Here is a 25968-nt window from a genome sequence, read left to right as displayed (position 1 = left end):
GAGAAAAGCCGATGGAGGCCAAGCAGTCCATGGGTTATATAGCCGACAATCCTGATATATTTCTCAGACTTACGGGACTTGAGTATGTCAATTTCATCGCTGATATATATGGAGTATCGACCACCGAGAGAAAGCAGAGGATAGAGCAGATGGCTGAGCGCTTTGGTATGGAGGACAGCCTGAACAGACAGATGGTCAGCTATTCCCACGGTATGCGCCAGAAGATGATGGTCATAGCTGCGCTTGTGCACAATCCACCTGTATGGATACTCGACGAGCCTATGACGGGACTTGATCCGAATGCGGCATATGAGCTCAAGAAGATGATGCGTGAACATGCCGACGCAGGAAACTGTGTATTCTTTTCAACACATGTTCTCGAGGTTGCAGAGAAGCTCTGCGACAAGATAATCATGATAAGAAAGGGAAAGGATATATACCAGGGAACTCTGGATGAGCTTGAGACACAGCACAGGAACAAATCTCTTGAAGAGATATTTGTGGAGATGACGCATGAAGAATTTTAGGATATTGCTCAGTATGATAAGCAGGAATAATGATATGGAGATGCCGGAGCACGGGGACAAGGCAAAGGCATATAAGGTCATGGGAATCATCGCCATGTGCTGTATCATGATCCCGTGCTGTATCGTTGTGGGATTTATAGTTTACATAATGACTGCCGCACTCATGGAGGCGGGAGGCTGTACAGAGGGACTCAACCTCGTTATCCAGCTCATGTCGGTGTTCGGCGTTCTATTCAGTATAATGGTCATATTCAATCTGCTTTATTTTTCATCTGATCTTGATCATTTACTGCCGCTGCCTGTGAAACCGGCAGAGCTTGTGGCCGCCAAGTTTACACACGCATATTTTGCCGAGAGCGTCATGGAGTTTATGGTTCTCTTCTGTGGATTTATCGGTTACTTTGTAGCCGCAGAGATAAAACCGGTATCCGTGATAACCTCATTACTTGGTGTATTTTTACTTCCGGTTCTGCCGCTGGTGTACTGTGGTATATTTGCACTGATAGTCATGGCGTTTTTCAGCAGACTCAAACTGCTCAGAAATGTGGATTTCATGGTGGGACTTGCGGTTGTAGTGTTTGCAGGCCTTTTCATATGGTCATTTGCACAGATGGACTCTGTGAATATAAATAATTACATAGACAGCCTTAAAAATGGTGACAATATATTCATAAAGGTAATGAACAATATATTTTTCACGGTTCCGCTGTTCCTGAAGGCATTGGGCAGTAACAACATCGTGTATATGTTGCTCTTTGTGCTTGTGAACGCTGCCTGTGTGGCACTTCTGTTTTTCCTTGGAAATCTGCTGTACCTCAGGGGCGTATACCTTGTGTCATCCACCGGAAGGTCAGGACGCCGCCAGAAGGAAGTTGTCGGGCTGCAGAACTTTGCCATAAAGACACCGTTCAGATCATATATGGCAAAGGAGATAAAGACACTGGTGAGGACTCCGGCATACAGGAAGTATTGCGTTGTGGTCAACCTGATATGGCCGATACTCGTTGTGGCATTGTTCAATATACCTGCAACTGCGGATTCGATCAGGGCATTCAGAGACACATTTGGAAGAGGGCTTTTCCTGGCTGACATGGTCATGCTGGTTGCGGTCATCGCCCTGGCATTCTTTGCAACAGCGATGAACAGTATCGCATCCACGGCGTTCACCAGAGAGGGAAGCCATATATCATTTATAAAGCACATCCCGATGACATATGATCTCCAGATCCGCGCAAAGGTCTGGGTTAGCATGCTGTTCAGCGGAGTGACGATCGCGGTTACCACGGTTATTCTCTGTATATATATGGAGTGTAGTGTTATAGACAGTGTGTATTATGTTGTGCTGGGAATCCTCGGCTCGGGCATTTGCACATACACAGGTGTGCTTCTCGATTCAACACATCCGAAGCTTGACTGGGAGGATGAATACGGTGCGCTCAGAGGCAATCTGAATGCATTCTTTAATATGGCTATTGCAATTGTTATAGCAATTGTTTTGTGTGTGGCAGGATATCTTGTTTTCAAGTTTACAATGATCCCGTCATATGCAGTATATATTATTTTCTTTATAATAATGGGAGCTATACTCGTTATCCTGCGCAGTATTACTATGCGCAGGAGTGCGTGGAATATAGACACTGATGTGTACAGTTATTAACAGGAGGCAATGAAAATGGCACAGAAAAATGCGTGGAACAAATACAAGAAGGATGAGATAAAGGAGCTGGAGAGCCTGTGTAAGGACTACAGGGAATTTCTTGACAATGGCAAGACAGAGAGAGAATGCGTTAAAGAGATCGTCAGACAGGCAGAGGATCACGGCTACAGAGATCTGAAGAAGATCATTAAGAACAAGGAGAGCCTTGCAGCTGGAGATAAAGTGTATGCCGTGTGGATGAACAAGACGGTCGCCATGTTCAATATAGGAAAGAAGAAGCTTGAGAAGGGCATGAACATACTCGGTGCACACATTGATTCCCCTCGAATGGATGTGAAGCAGAATCCGCTTTATGAGAAGGGCGGATTTGCATATCTCGACACTCACTATTACGGCGGAATCAAGAAGTATCAGTGGGTAACACTCCCACTTGCCATACACGGTGTTGTTGCAAAGACAAATGGTGACGTTATGACAGTGAACATAGGAGAGGACAAGAATGATCCGGTATTCTGTGTTACAGATCTTCTCATACATCTCTCTCAGGAGCAGCTCAAGAAGAGAGCGGATTCAGTGATAGAGGGAGAGCAGCTTGACATACTGTTTGCAAGCAGACCGCTTGAGGGCAAGGAGAAGGAGGCTGTAAAGGAAGCTGTACTTGCGCTCCTTGAGAAGAAGTACAATATGAAGGAGGAGGATTTCCTCTCAGCAGAGCTCGAGATCGTTCCTGCTGGAAAGGCAAGGAACTGCGGTATAGACGAGAGTATGATCATGGCATATGGCCAGGACGACAGAGTGTGTGCATACACATCCCTTGTCGCCATGCTTGAGGCTGACGATCCGGAGAAGACGACCTGCTGTCTGCTCACTGACAAGGAGGAGATAGGAAGTGTTGGAGCAACAGGAATGCAGTCACACTTCTTTGAGAATACTGTAGCTGAGATCATGAACGCCATGGGTGGCTTCTCAGAGATCTCACTCAGAAGATGTCTTGCATCGTCAAGGATGCTGTCATCGGATGTATCTGCGGGCTTTGATCCTACATTTGAGTCAGCATTTGACAAGAAGAATGCGGCTATCTTCGGTGAGGGAATGGTATTTAACAAGTTCACAGGATCAAGAGGAAAGTCAGGATCAAATGACGCAAATGCAGAATACATGGCGGCTATAAGAAAGATCATGGATGATGCGGAGATCACATACCAGACAGCCGAGCTCGGCAAGGTAGATGTCGGTGGCGGCGGAACCATCGCATATATACTTTCACTGTATGGTATGGAGGTAATAGACTGTGGCGTGGCTGTACTCAACATGCATGCACCATGGGAAGTGACATCCAAGGCAGATATATATGAGACCAAGAAAGGATATGTTGCATTCCTCAAAGAGGCGTAGGAGCGGACATATCTTCGGAGGAAAAAATGAGAGATCATCAAAAGAAACTTATCATATACGTGATAATACTTGCCGTGGCGACAGTGATGTGGCCACGGCTTAGTGTGTTTGCAGATGAGGATTTTACATCAAATTATAACCAGAGGACATTCTCCGATACCGATGGGTTTGACAGTGGAGAGGCAAATTGTGTGTGCCAGTCTGTGAGTGGATACATATGGATAGGTACGGACAACGGACTTTACAGGTATGACGGAAGTGAATTTACACTGTTCTCACTGGACGGTGACGAGGATGCCACGAAATATTCGATCAACTGCATTTATCTCACAAGTGATGAGAAGCTGTATGTTGGAACGGACAACTATGGACTCTACATGTATGATAACGGAACCTTTCAGAGAGTTTCCGAGATGTACAATCTGGGTGTGTCGACCATCAACGCCATGTACGAGGACGATAACAAGAATCTGTGGATAGCGGCCTCGTCGGGAATATTTCGTCTGTCATCTGACGGTGCGGAAGCTCTGGCTGATGATGTCGTGTCAGGACTCAGCGTGGGAAATATATCAGGACATGGGGACTATGTGTATGCAATAGCCAATAATGATATTTTGATAACCGTTGATCCTGAAAGACATGTCTCCATAACCAACAAGTCAGAGTACAGGGTCGACGATATAAACTCACTGTATGTTGACGAGAATGGCAACAGATATTATGGATCCGCCGGATACAGCATCCTTAAGATAGGAACAGACGGCAAGAATGAGATCATCAACACGGGCAGCCTTCACGGAATCAACAAGATATATTCGGATGGCGACAACATCTGGGCGCTTGCCGATGACGGTGTTGGATATATCTCATCAAAGGGTAATGTGACAGCCATCGGGGGACTGAGCTTTAACGAGTCGATGAGCGATATGATCATAGACTTTGAGGGCAATTACTGGTTTACGTCATACAGAAAAGGTATTCTTCAGTTGGAGAGGAGCAAGTTCCAGAATGTCACAATGAAGTACGGCATAGACAGCTCCATCGTGAACTGTGTGACGAGCTACAATGGCAACACGTTTATAGGAACTGATGAAGGTCTGTATATCGTAGATTCAAATGGCAAGCTTGTGATGAGTACGGAAAATGAGCTCGTATCAAAGCTAAGCGGTATAAGTATACGAGATCTGTATGTGGATTCGGACGATCATCTGTGGATAGCTACATATAAGATATATGGTGTAATAAAGGTGAGCCGAAACTGGCAGTACAAGAGCTACAGCCGTGGAGAGTCATCACTCATAAGCAATGCCGTGAACTGTATAACTGAGATAAAGCCGGGAACGGTGGCGGTTGGAACAGAGAACGGTATATCTGTGATAGAGGGCGATGATGTCGTAAAGAGCATATCGAGACTGGATGGACTTGATAACCCTGACATAATCAGCCTGTACGCAGACGAGACCGGCGAGCTGTATGCCGGTTCCAACGGCGCTGGCGTGTTTATAGTTGACACGGATTATACTGTCGGCAAGATGAAGCTGGATGATACCCAGAAGATGAGCGTTGTGTCAAGTATGGTCCGCGGAAGCAGCGGTTTGTGGATAGGAACGGACAATGGTCTGTATTATCAGGAGGGAACCGTCAGACAGGTCACCACCGTGGATAACACCAACGGTATATACGATCTCATAATGGACGATCAGGGATACCTGTGGATGTTTGGTTCCAGAGGTTTATACAGATATTATGAGAAGGATATACTGAGCAATGCCTCACCTGAATATATAAGCTTTACGAAGAACGACGGAATAATATCCAACATAACAGAGAAATCAACCAACTATGTGTCAAAGACAGGCGTTGTGTATGTGTGCTGCGATGAAGGGCTGTGCAGGATAAATCTCAATTCAGAGTATGTGAACGAGGTAGCTCCTAGGGTTCGTATTGCCTCCATAGAGGTGGATGGAACTGAGCATCAGTTCTCAGATCTTGACGGACAGATAGATGTGCCGAAGAACACCAACAGAATAACTATCAAGTTCTCAGTCCTTAGTTATGTAAACCGTGCTGACATATCAGTGGAGTATTACCTTGAGGGCTTTGAGAGCGAGAAGAGAACGCTCACGGGAACTGACAAGATGGAGGTCGAGTACACCAATCTTGAGGGAGGTACTTACCGTTTTATGTTAACTGCAAAAAATGCGGACGGCGTGGAGTGTGAACAGCCGCTTACATTTGTCATAGACAAGGAACTTGGTTTTTTCGAGACGAATCTGGCAAAGATGCTCCTTGTGATATTTATAGTTCTTCTTATCTTAGTGGGAATAGCTGTTGCGAGAAGTATCTTCAAGCTTCTCAGAAGACAGAACGAGCAGGTGGAAGAGCTCAGCAAGAAGAGTGAGGAGGCGGAGAAGTCAAATCAGGCAAAGAATGATTATGTAAACTATCTTAATCATGAGATAAGGACTCCACTCAATAACATAATCGCCATCTCAGAGCTTGCCATGAGAAACTGTCAGGATACCCAGAGTGATGAGTATGCACAGTACGGTGCCATGTATGCTGCGGGAAGAGAGATACTCGATATGTCCGATGGAATATCGAAGCTTTCAAACCTCAAGGACGACATCATAGAGCCGGAGTACAAGCAGTATTTTGCCTCGGATCTCATAGATGAGCTCTCCGACGAATTCAAGTCCATGGTGAACAGTGATCTCATCGATCTCAAGGTCAGCATTGAGGACAAGATACCGAACGGACTCATAGGAGATATGACGGCGGTGAGAGAGATTCTTGAGAACATATTTGCATGGTCCGCAAATACTACAAAAGAGGGCTATATAAGCATAGACATTGACTGGCGTATAGCCAGAAGAGCTGACGAGGATGTAGATGAGGCGGAGGCCGAGGATTACACAGTCAGTGAATTCTCGGAGCTCATAGAGGAACCGGAGACTGAGATATCCCGAATATTTGACAGGGATCACGATGAGATATATCTGGACTTCAAGATATCGGATACAGGACTTGGAGTTAAGGAAGAGAGACTTGGAACATTGTTTGAGCTGGATGACTCCTATGAGAGATCAGATATAGGAATGTTCAGAGTCAGTCTTGGCCTTGCCATAGCCAAGGAGCTTGTGCGTATGCTGGATGGAAGCATCAGCGCAGAGAGCATATATGGCGCAGGAACGACCATACGCTTCAGCATCAAGCAGTCAGTGTTTGATTATAGTTATGTCAACTACAATGAGAGAAAGCGCAAGGAGATGGCGAGAAGAAATGCCAATTCACATCTGTGGCTGCCGGATGCCCGCATACTTATAGTGGACGACTCAGAGCTTGCATTACAGGTGGAGAAGACCATATTTGATACATATGGTCTGGCGTGCGACACAGCCACATCGGGATTTGATGCACTTGATAAGGTCATGGTGGAGAATTACGATATGGTATTTATCGACACCGTTATGCCTGTCATGGATGGACTGGATACCGTCAGGGAGATGAGAAATCTTGACGGTGAGGAGTACAAGAAGATGCCTATCATTGCGCTGTCCGCCAACACGGTCGAGACATCCAGAGAGGAGATACTCACATCGGGCTTCAACGATGTCATAGTTAAGCCGATAGAGCTCGATCAGGCAGAATCCATGCTGAGGACTTATATATCGGAGGACAAGATAAAGGAGAGAGACACAGAGCTTTCCCAGTCCGATGATGACATCAACTATATGGAGGATGCAGTCCTGCTTGGAAGATTTGTGTCCGTGGAAGATTCCGTCAAAGCCATGGGTGGAAGCTTCAGAACCTTTAACACATTTGTCAGAAATTACAGGGATGAGTACCGGGAAGAGGTACAGCAGCTCAGAAAATATATAGACGACGATGTGAGAAAGTACAAAAATATAATCCATGACATCAAGAGCAGCAGTGCAAATATCGGGGCTTACGGAATCGAGCGCAAGGCGGCCAACCTGGAGTCTGCGATAAATATCGGAAACCAGCAGTATGCCCGCGATAATACCCGCGATTTTATAGCTATGATGAACGACTTCTTCAAGCAGATAGACAAGTACATGTCAAAGATAAATCATGTGGAGGAGCCTGCTGAGAAGGAAGTCCGGGATGGAATAAACAAGAGCAAGCTCAAGGAGCTCAGGGCATTCTTGAGAGCGGGGGACCGCGAACCTGTGGAGGACCTTATACGTGATATTGACAGGTACTCCTACGGAGATATAGACACAGAGTTCTTCACTGCACTTAAGGAGTATGTGGGAACCGGAGATTACCAGACCTCCAGCGAGATGATAGACCAGTATCTCAACAGTATCTAACATTATATAAAGTGCGCAGGCAAAATAAGCCTGCGCTGCAATATAAATAAACAAGAAAAGAGGAAATGAAAAATGAGAGTAGCAATTATCATGGGATCAACAAGTGATCTGCCAAAGGTTGAGCCGGCAGTATCAATTCTTAAGAATTACGGTGTGGAGGTCGATGTGAGATGCCTTTCAGCACACAGAGCACACGCAGGACTTTCAGAATTCATCGAGGAAGCTAACAATAACGGAACAGAGGTCATAATCGCAGCTGCAGGAATGGCGGCAGCACTCCCTGGAGTTGTGGCATCACAGACAGTTCTCCCTGTTATTGGAGTACCTCTCTCAGGCGCAACTCTTGATGGAATGGATGCACTTCTTTCTATCGTTCAGATGCCTTCAGGAATCCCTGTTGCAACAGTTGCGATAAACGGAAGCAAGAATGCTGCATATCTTGCCCTTCAGATAATCGGTGTCAACAACGAGGCAGTCAGATTAAAGCTTCAGGATGAGCGTAGAGACATGGAAAAGGCTGCCATGAAAGCTAACGAAGAAGTAATAGAAAAGTTTAAGTACTAACTTTACAATTAAAAAGTGGAATGTTAGTATGTTGGATGGATGGTATTCGAAAGAAGCTGTACCTGAATCATGCTTCCACAGGAAGCGCATACACGGATACTGACAACAGATTTAAGCAGGTGATTGTATGAGGATTGGATTTATTGGAGCTGGAAAAGTCGGATTCACATTTGGCAGGTATATCGCAGAGAAGAGAGAGCTTGTCAGAGAGAAAACGGATGGAGCATTGTGCCTGGAGGTTGGTGGATATTTTAGCGCCAGCAGACAGAGTGCGGAGCTTGCAGCAGAGTTTACCGAGACCTGTGTGTACGACAGCCTGGAGCAGCTGTGTGAGTATAGTGAAATTATTTTTCTCACCGTTCCTGACGGACAGATAGGAGAGGTGTGGAAGAGTATAAAGGATCTTGACATTCGTGGCAGGATCATTTGTCACGCCAGTGGGGCGATGACATCAGATATTTTCTCAGGTATAACAGAGGCGGGAGCCTTTGGTTATTCGATTCATCCTATGTATGCAATAAGTTCAAAGTACGAATCCTATAAAGAACTGGACAATTCATTTTTTACAGTTGAGGGAGATGACAGACATGTCGATAAGGTATGTTCTGTCATAAGAGCCCTCGGCAATAGCTGTGTGCGCATTGATGGTACCGACAAGGTGAAGTATCACGGCGCTGCGGTGTTTGCAAGCAATCTGGTAACAGGGCTGCTGGCGGTTTCACAGGAGCTTCTGACACAGTGCGGCTTCTCGGCGGAGGAGGCACAGAGGGCTATAGTGCCTTTGTTCCTCGGCAATGCGAAAGCTGCGGCTGACAGGGGAACGGTTGACAGCCTGACAGGGCCTGTTGAGAGATGCGATACAGAAACTGTGAGAAAGCATCTGAATGCATTGAGCGGAGATGAACGGAGCGCATATGCTGCGGTGTCCAGATGCCTTGTGCCGGTGGCAGAGAGAAAGCACCCGGACAGAGATTATAGCGGTTTGATACATCTACTGAACGGAATAGGAGAATTTAATTATGAAGAACACGACGGCAACACTCAGGCAGATGAAGGGAACAGACAAGAAGATATCCATGATCACAGCGTATGATTACACCATGGCGAAGATCGTGGATGAGTCAGGAGTCAACACTATTCTTGTTGGAGATTCCCTGGGCAACACTATCCTCGGATATGAGGACACGATCTCTGTAACTGTTGATGATATGATACATCACAGTGCAGCGGTGGCAAGGGGCGCAAAGAATGCTCTTGTTATCACAGATATGCCATTTATGTCCTATCAGACAAGCGTGTATGACGCGGTTGTCAATGCCGGAAGGATAATGAAGGAAGGACGTGCCGGAGCGGTGAAGCTTGAGGGCGGTCAGGACATGTGTCCGCAGATAAGCGCCATAGTCAAGGCGAGCATACCTGTATGTGCACATCTTGGACTCACACCACAGTCAATCAACGCATTTGGCGGATTCAAGGTGCAGGGCAAGACAGAGGCTGCAGCCAAGAAGCTCATAGAGGATGCAAAGGCTGTTGAGGAGGCAGGCGCATTCATGCTCGTAATGGAGTGCGTACCGGAGAAGCTTGCGAAGATAGTCACAGAGACAGTAAGCATCCCTACCATAGGAATAGGCGCAGGCCGTTACTGCGATGGACAGGTGCTTGTAAATCAGGATATGTTTGGCATGTATTCAGACTTTGTTCCAAAGTTCGTAAAGCAGTTTGCAAATGTGGGCGATGTTATGAGAGGTGCGGTTAAGGCTTATATCGATGAGATAAATGCCGGAACATTCCCGGGCCCTGAGCACACATACAAGATAGACGATGAAGTAATAGAGAAGTTATACTAAAGGAGAAAACGATCATGGTAATTTTAAAGAAGATAGATGAGGTAAGAGCGCAGGTTAAAGAGTGGAAGAAGCAGGGACTTACAGTTGGTCTTGTTCCTACAATGGGTTATCTTCACGAGGGACATCAGAGTCTTATCAAGAAGTCAGTGGAGCAGAACGACAGAACAGTTGTAAGCGTATTTGTAAATCCTATACAGTTTGGACCAAACGAGGATCTTGAGAGCTATCCAAGAGATCTTGAGGCTGATGCAAAGCTCTGTGAGAGCACAGGTGCAGACATCATATTCAATCCGGAGCCTGAGGAGATGTACGCAGACGGCTTCGTGTCATTCATCAACATGACAGGACTTCCAAATGCACTCTGCGGACTTACACGTCCAATACATTTCAAGGGTGTATGTACAGTTGTAGGAAAGCTCTTCAATATAGTTACACCTGACAGAGCATACTTTGGACAGAAGGATGCCCAGCAGCTTGCCATCATCATGAGAATGGTCAAGGATCTGAACTTTGATATAGAGATAGTCGGCTGTCCGATCATAAGAGAGGCGGACGGACTGGCAAAGAGCTCAAGAAACATCTACCTCACACCAGAGGAGAGAAAGGCTGCAGTAGTTCTCAGCAAGGCCGTAAAGCTTGGTCAGGACATGATAGCTGACGGAGAGAGAGACGCAGCGAAGATCGTTGGTGAGATGAAGAAGCTCATCTCTGCTGAACCGCTTGCAACTATCGACTATGTAGAGATGGTCAACATGGATACCATGCAGTCCATAGAGAAGGCAGAAGGACATGTACTCTGTGCAATGGCAGTCAAGTTCGGCAAGGCGAGACTGATTGACAACTTTATAGCTGAGTTATAGAATACAGCCTTTGAAGAAAGGATAAAATACACAGTATGTTAAAAGGGAAGACAGTAGTTCTCGGAGTCACAGGAAGCATTGCGGCATATAAGATAGCCAATCTGGCAAGTATGCTGGTGAAAAAGCATGCGGATGTGCATGTCATCATGACGGAGAACGCAACAAACTTTATCAATCCGATCACATTTGAGACGCTCACAGGCAACAAATGCCTGGTCGATACATTTGACAGGAATTTCCAGTTCAACGTGGAGCACGTAGCACTGGCAAAGAGGGCGGATGTGTTCATGGTGGCACCTGCGTCGGCCAATATAATCGGCAAGATAGCGGGGGGAATAGCAGACGATATGCTCAGCACAACGATCATGCCGGCAAAATGTCCTAAGATCATAGCACCGGCCATGAATACCGGAATGATAGAGAATCCTATAGTACAGGACAATATAAAGAAGCTTGAGTCATATGGATATGAGATAGTGGAATCCGCAACTGGATACCTTGCATGTGGAGACACAGGCAAGGGCAAGCTCCCTGATGCGGAGGTTCTTCAGGATTATATCCTTAAGGCCATAGCGAAAGAAAAGGATATGGCCGGGGTGAGACTTCTGGTTACGGCAGGCCCTACCCGTGAGGCCATAGACCCGGTCAGATATATAACGAATCACTCCACAGGCAAGATGGGATATGCCATTGCCAGACAGGCCATGCTCAGAGGGGCGGACGTCACCCTGGTCACAGGCAAGGTGGAGATAGAACCGCCGAGATTTGTCAATGTGGTTGACATAACATCGGCTCAGGATATGTATGAGGCTGTCATGGACAGAAGTACAGAGCAGGACGTGATCATCAAGGCTGCTGCGGTGGCTGATTACAGGCCTGCAGAGGTGGCAGAACACAAGATCAAGAAGGCTGATGGAGACATGAGCATCAAGCTTTCGAGAACGAAGGATATTCTGCTTGCACTTGGAAATCAGAGAATTGAAAAGGGGATACAGGATCAGATCATCTGCGGATTCTCAATGGAGACGAGGGATCTCATAGAGAATTCAAGGAAGAAGATAGATTCAAAGCATATAGATCTTATTGCGGCAAATAATTTAAAGGTCGCAGGGGCGGGATTTGGTGTTGACACCAATGTTCTCACTCTCATTACAAGGGACAGTATCAGTGAACTTCCGATGATGTCAAAGGAAGAGTGTGCAGACATGCTTCTTGACAGAATAATGGAGATGCGTAAAGCTGCAGACCTGTCCTGACAGGAGTAATATTTTGAAGCAGATAGATAGAAAAAAACTCAGGGCTGTGTGCTCTGTGTTGTTTGTGCTTTATATAATCTGTATCGTTTACTTTCTTATTTTCAGCGATATGTTTGGCAGAGGGGGATATGATGAACGCAGATACAATCTTCACCCTCTGCAGGAAATACAGCGGTTTATCACATACGGGGATCAGATGTCGCCAATGAGTGTATTTCTGAATCTCTATGGCAATATAATCGCATTTATACCGTTTGGTATGCTGCTCAGATGGGCGAGAAATAAGAACACGACATTTGTACAGGCTCTGCTGTACTCTCTGGGATTTACACTTGCCATAGAGACGGTGCAGTACATAACCAAACTGGGTGTGTTCGACATCGATGACATCATCATGAATACGCTTGGTGGAGTCATAGGATATTGTATATATTACGTTACAGCAAAACTTATCAGGAGATATCATGCAAAGAAGTAAGGAATTCAAAGTTTCGACACCGGGTCTGCCGACGGACACCATAATTGGATACTTTCTGGGCGGATTTGGCGGAGTGTTTGTGGTCATATCCATCATAAAATCCATACTTACCCAGGGAAAGGTACAGAGGGTGTACGGAGTCCTCATGGTCAGCGCGATGCTGATGGCATTTACAGGCCTGGTATTCTCGGCCATAGGCTACAGGGCGGACAACGGAGGTATAACAAACAAGAAGATGGCGATCATACTTAATGTTATAGTTCTTGGAGCGTCTGTTATATTTTTATTGATGGGATTATAGAAAGGGCATGCGATGAATTATTATAAGAATCTTACAGAAGAATATGATGATATAGAAGAGCGCTATGAGCTTATCATGGAACGTGTGAGACAGATAATCCATGAATCACTGGTAAAGGAGCCGTACAGAGATTATTTCAGTCATGTTGCCGGATTTATAGCTAGAATAGGAGATGTTCTGGAACTGGTAAAAAATGACGCACTGCCAGACAGGAGCCTTGATCAGCTTCAGGCGATGAACCATGGGCTGTACAATGACATACTGGGAGACAACTACAATAGAAGCTATGCAAATTACAGATATATCATGGGTGAGTTTTCAAAGGATTACACCCGTGACAAAGAGGAGATAAAGCGCATCGCCCAGCTTCTGGGATTTGTGTACAACGAGATAAGAGGAATGACAGTGTACGCGTTTGAGGGCAGAGTGGTTGACATAACTTTGTTTGCGGAGCTGTTTGTCCAGATATATTTCATGTTTCAGGATGATTTTTCCGTGAAGGATCTGGAATCCGCTGTGTATTATTTTGAGAACGATTATGCCGAGTTCTGGATCACGTACAGGATAAGAGAGCAGCTTGACCCTGATCTCACATTTGCGACGGATATCATTATGAACAGCGATTTGGGCGATGTCACGTATCTGTACAGATATGGAGAGTATGTTGGAAAAAATGAGATCGACACGGCGATTTTCATGAGTACCCTGCCGGATTCAGAGATAGAGGCCATGGCAAAAACATTCACCGAGGGATACAGACTGGGATTCGAGGCTGCCGGAATAGATCTCTCGAAGAAGAAAACTGTAAATATCCGATATTTCCTTGGACAGGAGAGGATGATAAGAGCCGCGATACTGCAGTTTGAGCAGATGGGTCTGAGGCCGATATGCTACCGATATGCGGCAAACAGGATCAACAGGAGACTTATACACAGGATAGGTTATTCGTCAAGCGTTCCTAACAGACAGCTCGAGTACGATCACAGGATGGATGAGGCACTCTTCATGGACAAGAAGCTCATGGAGAGAAAGCTGGAGGTGCTCAGACAGGCATACAAGAATATGGCCTATGAGGCTTCAGTATATGCGGGCCCTGCGGTGGTCGAGGTGTTCGGCGAGAACCCATTTGAGCCGGAGAACAGTGAACTGAATCCTGTGCTCGACAAGAAACAGCAGGAGGCTGCGATCTCATACCGCACAATGAGTTCACAGATCGTAAATGAATATATAGCCCAGGATCAGTGCAGCTTCACTATAATAGCATACCCTGTGCCGGAGATCGGAGATAGATACAGAGATATATTCAGGGATACTGTCAGGATCAACACACTGGACAATGATCTGTTCAGGGCGATCCATCAGAGTATGATAGATGAGCTTGATAAGGCTGAACACGTGAGGGTTGTCGGTCAGGGAGCAAATGTGACTGATATGACCGTTATGATGCACGAGATGACAGATCCATCGAAGGAGACCAACTTTGAGAACTGCGTAGCCGATGTGAATATACCTGTTGGAGAGGTGTTCACTTCACCGAAGCTCACCGGAACCCACGGAATATTAAACGTAAGTGAAGTATTCCTGGACGGCCTGAAATATGTGAATCTCAAGCTTACATTTGAGGATGGAAAAATAGCGGACTATACATGTGACAACTATCCGGATACGGAGAAGAACAAGGCGTATATAAAGGAGAATCTTCTGGGCGGAAGGGATACACTTCCTATAGGAGAGTTTGCAATAGGAACAAATACGACAGCATACGTCATGGCAAACAAATATGACATAGTGTATAAACTGCCTATCCTCATAGTTGAGAAGATGGGACCGCATTTTGCTGTGGGAGATACATGCTATAGCTGGAGTGAGAAAAATGTGCTCCACAATCCTGATGGCAAGGAGATCGCGGCAAAGGACAATGAGTGTTCTATTCTGAGAAAAACAGATGTGTCAAAGGCGTATTTCAACTGCCATACAGACATAACAATACCTTACGATGAGATAGGAGGAATATATTCCGTTCATCCGGATGGAACTGAAGTTCCGATCATCGAGAAGGGCAGATTTGTCCTGCCGGGAACAGAGAAGCTCAATGAAGCGCTGGATCAGGCATAGACAGCCTGGCGATTATGAAAAAAGACCTATAGGACAAAAAGAGACAGATATCTATTTCAGTCGAAATAAATATCTGTCTCTCTTTATGTATATATCTTTGTTCTGATACTGAAGATTACTTCAGTATGGACATTCTCTTGTATCTCTTGTTTGAGTAAAGTGCCGTGTCTGCCTGTGAGAGTAGATCCTCGATGGTCTGTTCTCCATCGCAGACAAATTCAGTAACACCAACGCTCATCTCTATGAAGTATGGCTTGCCACAGGTTGCGTTCAGCTCGGCTGAGAAATCCTTGATCTTGCGCTGCACTTCGGTGACGTAATCGGAGTCGTCTATAAATGCAAAGCATACGAACTCATCGCCGCCTATTCTACCGATGACATCATGTGGACCAAAACTCTGGGACAGGATGTTCGCGATGTTCTTGAGGGCGAAGTCACCGTCCTTGTGTCCAAATTTGTCATTTACAACTTTCAGTGAATCCATATCAGCGAAGAGAAGTATGGCCTTCATTCCACAGTTTGACGGAATGTTGATATAGTATTCAACCCGCTCCATAAATCCACGTCTGTTATATATACCCGTCAGCTCATCTGATGTCGACAGGTGGTTCAGAAGCTCGTTCTTCTCGTGGATCTCGTTCAGAGACATCCTGAGCTGTTCCTGCGTGATGTTCTGCTCACGGAGCAGCGACATATATTTCAGTGCTGCACCGAGCTGCAGGCTGGTGGAATATATGGAACTGAAGTGAGCCACATCTGTGTTGCATATGAACACTCCGTGTTGATCCTCGTTTGTAAATATAGGAACTATGACGGATGTAAAACGCTTGTCATAGTATGTATATTCGTTGTCAAAAATCTCTATAGAAGGAACCCTTCTAGACTCTCCGAAAAGCACCTGACAATTGTTCGGGTTGAAGAAAGCCTGAAGGAAGACTGACTTTGGAACGATCCAGCTTCCCGTGTCTGTGATGCGCACAGGATCGTCGTAGGTGTAGATGTAAGCTCCTTCGTAATTCAGCCCCTGAAGCTTGTGGAGGATGGATGTGTATGTCTTGCCAAGATCCTCGCCGTATGTCAGGGTGTCACGGGTTATGTATATTGATGACCAGCCCATCATCTTGTTCTCGTATATCGTGTTGTAAAGCTGATTCGAGATGAAGAGTGATATGGTGTTGGTTATGGTCGTGTTAAGTCTGTTGAACTGGAGACTCTTGGCTGCAGACAATTTACAGCTTGAGAAGATGGAAGCCAGTTCACGGAACATGTATGCTGTTTTCTGGACAGAATAAAAATCGGTCAGGTCAGATTCGAGAATACATTTGAGTTCATCGATGATCTTGTTCTGTGGGTACTCCGTATCTATGTCGCTCTTGATCACGGATACTATATCAATGAGTATCCTGTTGTAGGCGGACATGACCTTGGATGCGTAGAATGAATCTGCAATCTCACCGAAGAGACGGCCATCAAGAATATCGATGATGTCTGGTATATCCAGATCCAGCAAATGTCTGCCATCCTTCATCAGGTCACTTTCTGTGCACAGATGACAGCAGCAGGACACTCTGTTTATAAGTCGGGAATCCAAAGCCTCGGATTTCATGTTGCCGGTCTGGGCAAGTCTCACCGCCGCATACACTGCACGGAAACCGAGCTCACAGGAATTGATATTGACTGTTGTGAGTGGTGGATCCATGTTGACTGAAGATGGTGAATCGTCAAAACCGATGACCGACATGGTTTCTCCTATGCGTATTCCTCTGGCCTTGAGCTCTGCGTAACCGCCTATTGCCATGTGATCATTTGCAAATACGATGGCATCCGCATCAGGGTTGGCATCCAGAAGCTGTGCAGTCTCCTCCTGACAGTATTCTGCGAAGTCGCCGTGTATTATCATGCGATCCTCAACGCCAAGACCATTTTCAGAGAGAACCTCCCTGTATATCTTAAGCCTGAGATTGCTGTCGGTGTTGTCCTCCTTGCCGGCAACAAAGCATATATGCTTTCTCTTGTGTTCTTTTATGAGATGTTCTATGGCATCCCTCATTCCTCTTGAATTGTCTGTTCTGATGCATGGATATCCCGGAAGCTTCTCCTCCAGTGTGAGGATAGGTATTCCATCAAAATGGGAAAGGAAAGAATTCATGTCCTTCTCCGATAACAGAGATGATATAGCTCCGACGGAGATGATAAGTGCGTCCAGACACTCAGGATGTGCATAGTAGAAAATCGAATTATACTGGTAATCATACAGTTGATTGGCAGAATCATAAAAGGAGGCATTCAGAAACATGCCCGGAAATACGATGAGATTGCAGTCAAGTTCCTTTGCTGCGTATTCAGCTCCTTTGCAAACCTCTGTTGCGTAATCGTTATCAATATGACATGTAAAAATACCGATGTTCAATCTGTTGTTGGTCATGCGGGTGCTCCTTTAGTAACTGCTTTTGCTGTAGTATAATCGACTGTTATATATTGCGGATAGCTATAATCACAATATATTGTGATTATACCACACGTTCACCACATTATCAATTTGTAATCATCTCAATCTTTACAAAGTATTCGATATAATCTATAATTTATTGGAATATTTGAAAAGGTGCCGGTGCACCTTGTACAAAACAGATAACAGGAGGATAAGAAATTGGATTACAAGAATGCCGGAGTAGATATTGAAGCTGGATACAAGTCTGTGGAGCTTATGAAGAAGCACATCAAGACAACCATGAGACCCGAGGTACTTGGCGGAATTGGTGGATTCGCAGGAGCTTTCAGTCTCGCTAAGATCAAGGATATGGAAGAGCCTATACTTCTGTCAGGAACAGATGGATGCGGAACAAAGGTTCAGCTCGCTTATATTATGGACAAGCATGACACCATCGGAATCGACGCAGTGGCAATGTGTGTGAATGATATCGCATGCTCTGGTGGAGAGCCACTTTTCTTCCTTGACTATATAGCATGTGGCAAGAACTATCCTGAGAAGATTGCAACTATAGTAAGCGGTGTTGCAGAGGGATGCAACCAGTCAGGAGCTGCCCTCGTAGGTGGTGAGACAGCAGAACATCCGGGACTTATGCCTGAGGATGAGTACGACCTTGCAGGATTTGCAGTAGGTGTTGTTGAGAAGAAGGATCTTATTACAGGAGAGAGCATTAAGCCTGGAGATACACTTATAGGTATCGCTTCAAGTGGAGTGCACAGCAACGGTTTCTCACTTGTAAGAAAGGTTTTCGAGATGACAAAGGAATCTCTTGATACATATTACGACGAGCTTGGCAAGACACTCGGTGAGGCACTTATTGAGCCTACAAGAATCTATGTAAAGGCTCTCAAGTCAGTGAAGGATGCAGGCATTACGATCAAGGGATGCAGTCACATCACAGGTGGTGGATTCTATGAGAATATCCCAAGAATGCTTCCAGACGGAGTTCGTGCTCAGGTTAAGAAGGATTCATATGAGGTACCGGCTATATTCAAGCTTCTCGCAAAGAAAGGCGATATAGATGAGCATATGATGTACAACACATACAACATGGGAGTTGGTATGTGTCTTGCTATAGACCCTGCAGACGCAGATAAGACTATTGCAGCTATAGAAGCTGCCGGCGACAAGGCATTTGTTCTCGGTACAGTTGTAGCTGGTGAAAAGGGAGTAGACTTATGCTAAAGGTTGCAGTTCTGGTATCAGGCGGCGGAACCAATCTTCAGGCCATCATAGATGCCATAGATAATAAAGTCATAACAGATACGGAGATAGTTGCGGTCATAAGCAACAATAAGAATGCATTTGCTCTTGAGAGGGCGAAGAAGGTGGGAATAGCAGCGGAGGTCGTAAGCCCTAAGGATTATGCGGACAGAGCTCAATTCAACGAGGCACTTCTCGCAAAGCTTCAGGAGACCGGAGCGGATCTTATAGTTCTCGCAGGATATCTTGTGGTCATACCTGAGATAGTGATAGATGCATATCCGAATAAGATAGTCAACATACACCCATCACTCATACCGGCATTCTGCGGAACAGGCTACTATGGACTTAAAGTTCATGAGGCAGCCCTTGCAAGAGGTGTCAAGGTAGTGGGAGCTACGGTCCATTTTGTAGATAAAGGCACTGACACAGGTCCGATCATCATGCAGAAGGCAGTTGAAGTACAGAATGGTGATACACCGAAAGCTCTGCAGCAGCGTGTGATGGAACAGGCTGAGTGGAAGCTTCTGCCTGCGGTTATAGACAAGATCGCCCATGGCAAAGTACATGTTGAAGATGGAATTGCAGTTGTAGAAGATTAGGAGGAATATCCATGAAAGTATTGGTAGTAGGAAGCGGCGGAAGAGAGCATGCTATAGTTACAAGTATTTCAAAGAGTGATAAAGTATCCAAGATATATTGTGCACCTGGCAACGCAGGTATCGCAGCACTTGCAGAGTGCGTTGATATAGGTGTGATGGATTTTGATAAGCTGGTTGCATTTGCAAAGGATAAGGCAGTCGATCTGGTTGTTGTTGCGCCGGATGATCCGCTTGTTGCAGGTGCGGTCGATGCATTTGAGGCAGCCGGTATCAGAGCATTCGGACCTCGTGCAAATGCAGCGATCATAGAGGGCTCAAAGGCGTTCTCCAAGGATCTCATGAAGAAGTATGGCATACCTACAGCGGCTTATGAGAACTTTACAGATGCCGATTCAGCGCTCAAGTACCTTGAGACAGCCACATTCCCTATAGTTTTAAAGGCTGACGGACTTGCACTCGGAAAGGGTGTTCTCATATGTAATGACCTTGAGGAGGCAAAGGCAGGCGTCAAGGAGATCATGCTTGACAAGCACTTTGGTTCAGCCGGAAATACCATGGTAATAGAGGAGTTCATGACAGGACGTGAGGTATCAGTCCTTTGCTTCTGTGATGGAACAACGATCAAGCCTATGACTTCAGCACAGGATCACAAGAGAGCAAAGGATGGAGATCAGGGACTCAACACAGGCGGAATGGGAACATTCTCCCCAAGTCCATTCTATACAAAAGAGATAGACGAGTATTGCATGGAGAACATCTACAAGCCAACCATGGCTGCCATGAAAGCTGAGGGCAGAGAGTTCAAGGGAGTTCTGTTCTGCGGACTCATGATGACTCCAAATGGTGTTAAGGTTCTCGAGTACAATGCAAGATTTGGTGACCCTGAGGCTCAGGTAGTTCTTCCACGTATGAAGAATGATATTATTGATGTCATGGAGGCATGTATCGACGGAACACTTGACAAGGTCGATCTTCAGTTTGAGGACAACGCAGCAGTGTGCGTAGTTCTTGCATCTGACGGATATCCTGTGTCATACAAGAAGGGTTATCCTATAAGCGGTCTTGAGAAGTTCGAGGGCAAGGACGATTACTTTGTATTCCATGCAGGAACAAAGTTCGACGGTGATCAGATTGTGACAAATGGCGGCCGTGTACTCGGTGTTACAGCAAAGGGCAAGGATCTTTTCGAGGCTCGTGCGAATGCATATGCTGCGACAGAGTGGATCACATTTGACAACAAGTACATGAGACATGATATAGGTAAGGCTATAGACGAGCAGTAATCTATAGATATATATTTACGGAAGAGGTTTTGAGAGAATTTGTCTCAAAACCTCTTTTGTATTCCTGTAATATATATGTTATAATGAAGCACGCTGATGCGTGCGTAGGTCATCGCGCTTACGCACGACGACATATGCTATAATGAAGCGCATAAAATCCTAGATTATTTAGATTTGAGGTGGACTGAATGAAATTACCGTACAGCAAAGAATCTGACATAGTTATAAAAGAGGCAAACAGGGTGGCGAGGAAGCTTGGACAGAATTTTGTCGGAAGCGAGCATTTTATCGTTGCACTGGCATCTGTAGCAGATACAACAGCGTACAGTATTCTGAACGAGAATGGTCTGGATATAGTTAAGATCATAGATGCGTTGAAGTATACATTGGAACCTGGTGGAGTAGTCACAGGGGAGAGAGACAAATATACGATGAGCGCAAGAAGGATTCTCGATGACTCACAGTATGAGGCGAGGAGACTCAATTCCCAGGAGGTGGGAACAGAGCATATCCTTCTGGCACTTATAAAGGAGACAGACTGTGTAGCTGTAAAGCTTATGGCATCAGAGAATGTAAATATCCAGAAGGTGTACACAGACATACTTCTGGCCTGTGGAAGCGATGCGAATACGGCAAAGAGAGAATATGCAGCACTGAAAAAGTCGAGAAATAAGAGCAAGACATCCACACCTACACTGGATCAGTATTCCAGAGATCTGACACAGGAAGCACGGATGGGCAATATGGATCCGGTCATCGGACGTACAAAAGAGATAGAGAGAGTCATGCAGATACTCAGCAGACGAATGAAGAACAATCCATGTATGGTCGGAGAGCCGGGTGTTGGAAAGACTGCTGTTGTGGAGGGCATAGCATATCTCATAGCCCACGATGAAGTGCCGGATACTGTAAAGGGTAAAAGGCTCCTTTCGCTTGACCTTTCAAGCATGGTTGCCGGTTCCAAGTACAGAGGAGAGTTTGAGGACAGGATAAAGAAGGTTATCGGAGAGGTCATATCGGATGGCAATATCATATTGTTTGTGGATGAACTTCACACACTCATAGGGGCAGGCGGTGCCGAGGGTGCAATAGATGCGTCCAATATACTGAAGCCGTCCCTGTCACGCGGCGAGATCCAGATGATAGGTGCTACGACTCTGAACGAATATCGGAAGTATATAGAGAAGGATGCGGCCCTTGAGAGAAGATTCCAGCCGGTGTACGTGGATGAGCCTACAAGGGATGAGGCAGTGGAGATACTCAAGGGACTCAGACCATGCTATGAGCAGCATCACAATGTCGATATAAGCGATGATGCGGTTGAAGCTGCGGTGGATCTGTCCATCAGATATATAACAGACAGATTCCTGCCGGACAAAGCCATAGATCTTATGGATGAGGCATGCTCCAGAAAGAGGCTCGGATTCTCATTGGACAGACATAATTATGAGAAGAAAAAGGCTGTGGAGGCTGAGCTTACAACGCTCAACGACGATCTGGAGAAGGCACTCATGGCTGGCAATATAGAGGCGGCGGCAGAGGTGAGCGCGAGACAGAAGGAGCTTGCAAAGAAGAATGCAAGAAAGCAGTCTTCCAGCCAGAGAAATATCACAGTTCAGGAGAACGATATTGCGGATGTTGTGTCCGTGTGGACCAAGATCCCTGTGAGCAAGCTCACGGAGAAGGAGTCAAAGAAGCTTGAACGCCTTGAGAGTGAACTTCACAAGAGGGTAGTTGGCCAGGAGGAGGCTGTTACAGCCGTATCACGTGCTATCAAGAGAAGCAGAGTCGGACTTAAGGATCCGAAGAGACCGATGGGATCATTTCTGTTCCTCGGACCTACAGGTGTCGGTAAGACAGAGCTTTCCAAGGCTCTTGCAGATATAGTATTTGGAAGTGAGGATGCCCTGATAAGAGTTGACATGTCGGAGTACATGGAGAAGCACAGCGTGTCCAAGATGATAGGTTCACCTCCGGGTTATGTAGGCTTTGAGGAGGGCGGACAGCTCAGTGAGAAGGTCAGGACCAATCCGTATTCTGTTGTGCTGTTTGACGAGATAGAGAAGGCTCACAGCGATGTGTTCAACATTCTCCTTCAGGTACTTGATGACGGACACATAACGGATTCCCAGGGAAGAAAGGTGGATTTCAAGAACACCATCATAATCATGACCTCCAATACAGGGGCACAGGGTATAGTTGATCCTAAGCAGCTTGGATTTGTCACGGTAAGCGATGAGACAAAGGAACATGAGAAGATGAAGAGCAATGTAATGGATGAGCTCAAGAGAACCTTCAAGCCGGAGTTCCTGAACAGAATAGACGACATAATCGTGTTCCATGCCCTGAGCGAGGCAAATGTAAAGGATATAACCGGACTTATGTTAAAGGAACTTAAGAACCGTGTCCAGACACAGATGGATATTGAGCTTAAGTTCACCGACCATGCAAAGAAATATATCTTTGGAAAAGGCTATGACAAGAAGTATGGAGCAAGACCACTCAAAAGGGCTATCCAGACATATGTGGAGGATGTGCTTGCGGAGGCGATGCTTAGAGGTGATGTCAAAAAAGGTGATACAGTCACAGTGTCAACGAAGAAAAAGAAGGAAGCCGACGGAAAAACCACTGAGAAAATATCACTTACAGCGAAACAAAAGACAGAGGAATGATGTCGGATTAGATATTTGTGATGTGAGCATGATATACAGTAGTGCCAAGTGCGGAAAATTAAGCAGTAGAAATTAATATGAAATATTGGTGAAAATGCATAATTTTGTAGAAAAAAAGGATGCATTACTGTATAATGAAAATCACTAACGGATAGTATACAGAGATTATTGATATATATCAGGATATTATTGCGATAGAGTTCAGATCATACAAAAACAACAGGAGGATAAGATCAATGTCAGTAGTAAATGAATTGATAAATGCACATGGGGAGTCATTGGAATTCGGTAATTATGAGCTTGGAGCAAAGACCAAGAAGGACGGTTTTGAGTTCCAGGGAGATATCTACAAGATAAAGACTTTCAACGAGATCACAAAGCTTGAGAAGAACGGAATGTTCGTATATGAGTCAGTACCAGGAACAGCAGTACATGGTTTCAAGGCTGATGAGAACGATGTTACATTTGTAGTTGAGGGACCAGAGAATGCGTCCATCACACTTGAGCTTGAGCCTGAGACAGAGTACAAGGTTCACGTAGACGATGTATATGTCGGCAAGAACAAGACCAACCTCGGTGGCAAGATGAGCATAAGCGTAGATCTTGAAGAGGGCAGACCAGTCAAGGTTGATGTTAAGAGAGCATTTGACTAATATAGCATACACAGGAGATATTTATGGCAAAAGGAAAACAGGTGTTTTTTTGCCAGGAATGTGGATTCGAATCGACAAAATGGATGGGGCAGTGCCCCGGCTGTAAAGCGTGGAATTCATTTTGCGAGGAGAAAGTGACAGTAGGCGCCAAGAGCCAGTCCGGCAAGCGGACGGTCGTGGCGCCTACAAGCATTTTGGAGGTGGAGACCACCGACGAGACGCGTTTTACCACAGGAATAGGCGAATTAAACAGGGTATTAGGCGGCGGAATAGTGAGCGGATCGCTTGTACTGGTGGGAGGAGATCCGGGAATAGGTAAATCAACCATATTGCTGCAGATGTGCAGAAATATGTCTGAGATGGGACAGAAGATACTTTATGTGTCGGGTGAGGAGTCTCTGTCACAGATAAAGATGAGGGCAGAGCGCATCGGAAATTTTACAAAGGATATGCTGCTTCTCTGTGTCAACAATCTCGAGGATGTTGAGGAGTATGTCAAGAAGGACACTCCAAAGGTCATTGTTATAGATTCCATACAGACCATAGTTACGGATGACGTGGAGTCTGCACCGGGAAGTGTATCCCAGGTAAAGGAAGTTACAGCCAGACTCATGAGGATGGCGAAGCAGACAGGGATCGCCATATTCATAGTAGGACATGTTACCAAAGAGGGAACCGTGGCAGGCCCAAGAACCCTTGAACATATGGTAGATACAGTTCTCTATTTCGAGGGCGAGCGTAATGCCGGGTTTAGAGTCCTTCGTGCAGTAAAGAACAGATTTGGCTCGACAAATGAGATCGGTGTATTTGAGATGAAGGGAACCGGACTTGCAGAGGTGAAGAATCCGTCACAGCTTATGCTGGATGGAAGACCTGATGACACATCCGGGTCTGTAGTAGTATGTACAATGGAAGGAACAAGACCGATATTGCTTGAGATCCAGGCTCTGGTGTGCCAGTCAAGCTTCAATCTGCCAAGAAGAACAAGTGTGGGACTCGACTACAACAGGGTAAATCTCTTGCTTGCTGTTCTTGAGAAGAGAGGCGGCATAGTTATGGCGGGCTGTGATGCATATGTGAATATAGCCGGAGGTATGCGCCTTGATGATCCGTCGGCAGATCTGGGAATAGTATTTGCTCTTGTATCAAGCTTCAAGAACCGTGCCATACCTTCTGATATGGTCATGTTTGGAGAGATGGGACTTTCAGGCGAAGTGCGTGGAGTGTCAGGTGCTGAGCAGTGAGTACGCGAGGCCGCAAAGATGGGATTTAAGACCTGTATCATACCGAGATCCAATCTGGACAATGTGAAGAAGATGAAAGACATTGGAGACATGAAGGTGGTAGGTGTCGCAAATATACAGCAGGCACTGGAGTATATATAGAAGAAAATATTCAATCATATAAAGCACGATAATAGCGGTGAGCATGGCCACAGTATCATTTGGTATTGTGGCCAAAATTATTTCGTGTAAAATTCAATAAAAGTGCTTGACTTTGCCAAATGATGGTGGTATCTTATAAAAGCTGTCGCGTGAGACGGTGTCAGGAACATCTGTAAAGCATCAGATTTTGAGATTTATTCGTTATATAATCACCCGGTTATGATACGAAATCAGTTCATAAGAGCTGACGAAATGACTTGAAAAAAGATGAAAAAAGTTGTTGACATTGAGAGATGAATGTGATAGTATTTAGAAGTTGTCGCTGAGAGGCGAAAACATAAA

18 protein-coding genes and 1 pseudogene are annotated in these 25968 nt (G+C 45.5%); 18 read left to right on the top strand and 1 reads right to left on the bottom strand.

Going from position 1 to position 25968, the window contains the following annotated elements:
- From CCU_RS13875 to CCU_RS13820, 12 genes are all read left to right on the top strand, one after another.
- The coding region (locus CCU_RS13875; RefSeq protein WP_208896314.1) for an ABC transporter ATP-binding protein at positions 1-527 on the top strand (527 nt) is incomplete at its 5' end.
- On the top strand, positions 514-2184 hold the full coding sequence (locus CCU_RS13870) for a hypothetical protein (RefSeq protein ID WP_015535085.1): 1671 nt from the start codon (positions 514-516) through the stop codon (positions 2182-2184). The genes CCU_RS13875 and CCU_RS13870, both read left to right, overlap by 14 nt.
- Before the next feature lie 15 nt (positions 2185-2199).
- Positions 2200-3579, top strand: coding sequence for an aminopeptidase (locus CCU_RS13865; protein ID WP_015535084.1), 1380 nt, complete (start codon positions 2200-2202; stop codon positions 3577-3579).
- A 26-nt stretch (positions 3580-3605) separates the two neighbouring features.
- Positions 3606-7916: a hybrid sensor histidine kinase/response regulator gene (locus CCU_RS13860; protein WP_015535083.1), complete on the top strand. Its 4311-nt coding sequence runs from the start codon at positions 3606-3608 to the stop codon at positions 7914-7916.
- A gap of 72 nt (positions 7917-7988) precedes the next feature.
- Entirely contained in the window at positions 7989-8480 is a 492-nt protein-coding gene (gene purE, locus CCU_RS13855; RefSeq protein ID WP_015535082.1) for a 5-(carboxyamino)imidazole ribonucleotide mutase, read from the top strand.
- Between the two features lie 127 nt (positions 8481-8607).
- The gene (locus CCU_RS13850) at positions 8608-9573 is read left to right on the top strand and encodes a Rossmann-like and DUF2520 domain-containing protein (protein ID WP_015535080.1); all 966 of its coding nucleotides are present in this window, start codon (positions 8608-8610) and stop codon (positions 9571-9573) included.
- Complete coding sequence (panB, locus tag CCU_RS13845) at positions 9500-10327, top strand: 3-methyl-2-oxobutanoate hydroxymethyltransferase (protein WP_015535079.1); 828 nt, start codon at positions 9500-9502, stop codon at positions 10325-10327. Before CCU_RS13850 ends, panB begins: the two co-directional genes overlap by 74 nt.
- Positions 10328-10341: 14 nt before the next feature.
- Positions 10342-11187, top strand: a complete 846-nt coding sequence (gene panC, locus CCU_RS13840) for a pantoate--beta-alanine ligase (RefSeq protein WP_015535078.1) — start codon at positions 10342-10344, stop codon at positions 11185-11187.
- A 35-nt stretch (positions 11188-11222) separates the two neighbouring features.
- Positions 11223-12443: a bifunctional phosphopantothenoylcysteine decarboxylase/phosphopantothenate--cysteine ligase CoaBC gene (gene coaBC / locus CCU_RS13835; RefSeq protein WP_015535077.1), complete on the top strand. Its 1221-nt coding sequence runs from the start codon at positions 11223-11225 to the stop codon at positions 12441-12443.
- A gap of 13 nt (positions 12444-12456) precedes the next feature.
- Complete coding sequence (locus CCU_RS13830; RefSeq protein WP_022216887.1) at positions 12457-12921, top strand: VanZ family protein; 465 nt, start codon at positions 12457-12459, stop codon at positions 12919-12921.
- Positions 12908-13222: a hypothetical protein gene (locus CCU_RS13825; RefSeq protein WP_015535076.1), complete on the top strand. Its 315-nt coding sequence runs from the start codon at positions 12908-12910 to the stop codon at positions 13220-13222. The genes CCU_RS13830 and CCU_RS13825 overlap by 14 nt, the downstream gene beginning before the upstream one ends.
- A 12-nt stretch (positions 13223-13234) precedes the next feature.
- Positions 13235-15337 (top strand): aminopeptidase, encoded by a 2103-nt coding sequence (locus CCU_RS13820; protein WP_015535075.1) that lies wholly within the window; start codon positions 13235-13237, stop codon positions 15335-15337.
- A gap of 115 nt (positions 15338-15452) precedes the next feature.
- On the opposite strand, the gene CCU_RS13815 is transcribed toward CCU_RS13820, so the two are convergent.
- Entirely contained in the window at positions 15453-17762 is a 2310-nt protein-coding gene (locus CCU_RS13815; RefSeq protein WP_015535074.1) for a diguanylate cyclase, read from the bottom strand.
- 225 nt (positions 17763-17987) lie between these two features.
- Between CCU_RS13815 and purM the strand changes: the two genes are divergently transcribed.
- The 6 genes and pseudogenes from purM (at position 17988) to radA (ending at position 25626) form a co-directional block, all read left to right on the top strand.
- Positions 17988-19013 (top strand): phosphoribosylformylglycinamidine cyclo-ligase, encoded by a 1026-nt coding sequence (gene purM / locus CCU_RS13810; RefSeq protein ID WP_022216884.1) that lies wholly within the window; start codon positions 17988-17990, stop codon positions 19011-19013.
- Entirely contained in the window at positions 19007-19633 is a 627-nt protein-coding gene (gene purN / locus CCU_RS13805) for a phosphoribosylglycinamide formyltransferase (RefSeq protein ID WP_015535073.1), read from the top strand. Before purM ends, purN begins: the two co-directional genes overlap by 7 nt.
- 11 nt (positions 19634-19644) lie before the next feature.
- Positions 19645-20916: a phosphoribosylamine--glycine ligase gene (gene purD / locus CCU_RS13800; RefSeq protein WP_015535072.1), complete on the top strand. Its 1272-nt coding sequence runs from the start codon at positions 19645-19647 to the stop codon at positions 20914-20916.
- A 188-nt stretch (positions 20917-21104) separates the two neighbouring features.
- Entirely contained in the window at positions 21105-23588 is a 2484-nt protein-coding gene (locus CCU_RS13795) for an ATP-dependent Clp protease ATP-binding subunit (protein ID WP_015535071.1), read from the top strand.
- Between the two features lie 236 nt (positions 23589-23824).
- The gene (locus CCU_RS13790; protein WP_015535070.1) at positions 23825-24241 is read left to right on the top strand and encodes a hypothetical protein; all 417 of its coding nucleotides are present in this window, start codon (positions 23825-23827) and stop codon (positions 24239-24241) included.
- A 23-nt stretch (positions 24242-24264) separates the two neighbouring features.
- A pseudogene (gene radA / locus CCU_RS13785) lies at positions 24265-25626 on the top strand (DNA repair protein RadA).
- Positions 25627-25968 lie beyond the last annotated feature (342 nt).

This window comes from Coprococcus sp. ART55/1 (assembly GCF_000210595.1).
Classification (GTDB): Bacteria; Bacillota; Clostridia; order Lachnospirales; family Lachnospiraceae; genus Coprococcus; species Coprococcus aceti.
This window is presented reverse-complemented; position numbering and strand designations above follow the sequence as displayed.

Bases quoted from the DNA above. Each gene is read 5' to 3' on its own strand.
- CCU_RS13865 (WP_015535084.1), top strand. From the start codon at position 2,200: ATGGCACAGAAAAATGCGTGGAACAAATACAAGAAGGATGAGATAAAG.
- coaBC (WP_015535077.1), top strand. From the start codon at position 11,223: ATGTTAAAAGGGAAGACAGTAGTTCTCGGAGTCACAGGAAGCATTGCG.
- CCU_RS13820 (WP_015535075.1), top strand. From the start codon at position 13,235: ATGAATTATTATAAGAATCTTACAGAAGAATATGATGATATAGAAGAG.
- purE (WP_015535082.1), top strand. From the start codon at position 7,989: ATGAGAGTAGCAATTATCATGGGATCAACAAGTGATCTGCCAAAGGTT.
- CCU_RS13850 (WP_015535080.1), top strand. From the start codon at position 8,608: ATGAGGATTGGATTTATTGGAGCTGGAAAAGTCGGATTCACATTTGGC.
- CCU_RS13795 (WP_015535071.1), top strand. From the start codon at position 21,105: ATGAAATTACCGTACAGCAAAGAATCTGACATAGTTATAAAAGAGGCA.
- panC (WP_015535078.1), top strand. From the start codon at position 10,342: ATGGTAATTTTAAAGAAGATAGATGAGGTAAGAGCGCAGGTTAAAGAG.
- panB (WP_015535079.1), top strand. From the start codon at position 9,500: ATGAAGAACACGACGGCAACACTCAGGCAGATGAAGGGAACAGACAAG.
- purD (WP_015535072.1), top strand. From the start codon at position 19,645: ATGAAAGTATTGGTAGTAGGAAGCGGCGGAAGAGAGCATGCTATAGTT.
- CCU_RS13815 (WP_015535074.1), bottom strand. From the start codon at position 17,762: ATGACCAACAACAGATTGAACATCGGTATTTTTACATGTCATATTGAT.
- CCU_RS13790 (WP_015535070.1), top strand. From the start codon at position 23,825: ATGTCAGTAGTAAATGAATTGATAAATGCACATGGGGAGTCATTGGAA.
- CCU_RS13825 (WP_015535076.1), top strand. From the start codon at position 12,908: ATGCAAAGAAGTAAGGAATTCAAAGTTTCGACACCGGGTCTGCCGACG.
- CCU_RS13870 (WP_015535085.1), top strand. From the start codon at position 514: ATGAAGAATTTTAGGATATTGCTCAGTATGATAAGCAGGAATAATGAT.
- CCU_RS13860 (WP_015535083.1), top strand. From the start codon at position 3,606: ATGAGAGATCATCAAAAGAAACTTATCATATACGTGATAATACTTGCC.
- purN (WP_015535073.1), top strand. From the start codon at position 19,007: ATGCTAAAGGTTGCAGTTCTGGTATCAGGCGGCGGAACCAATCTTCAG.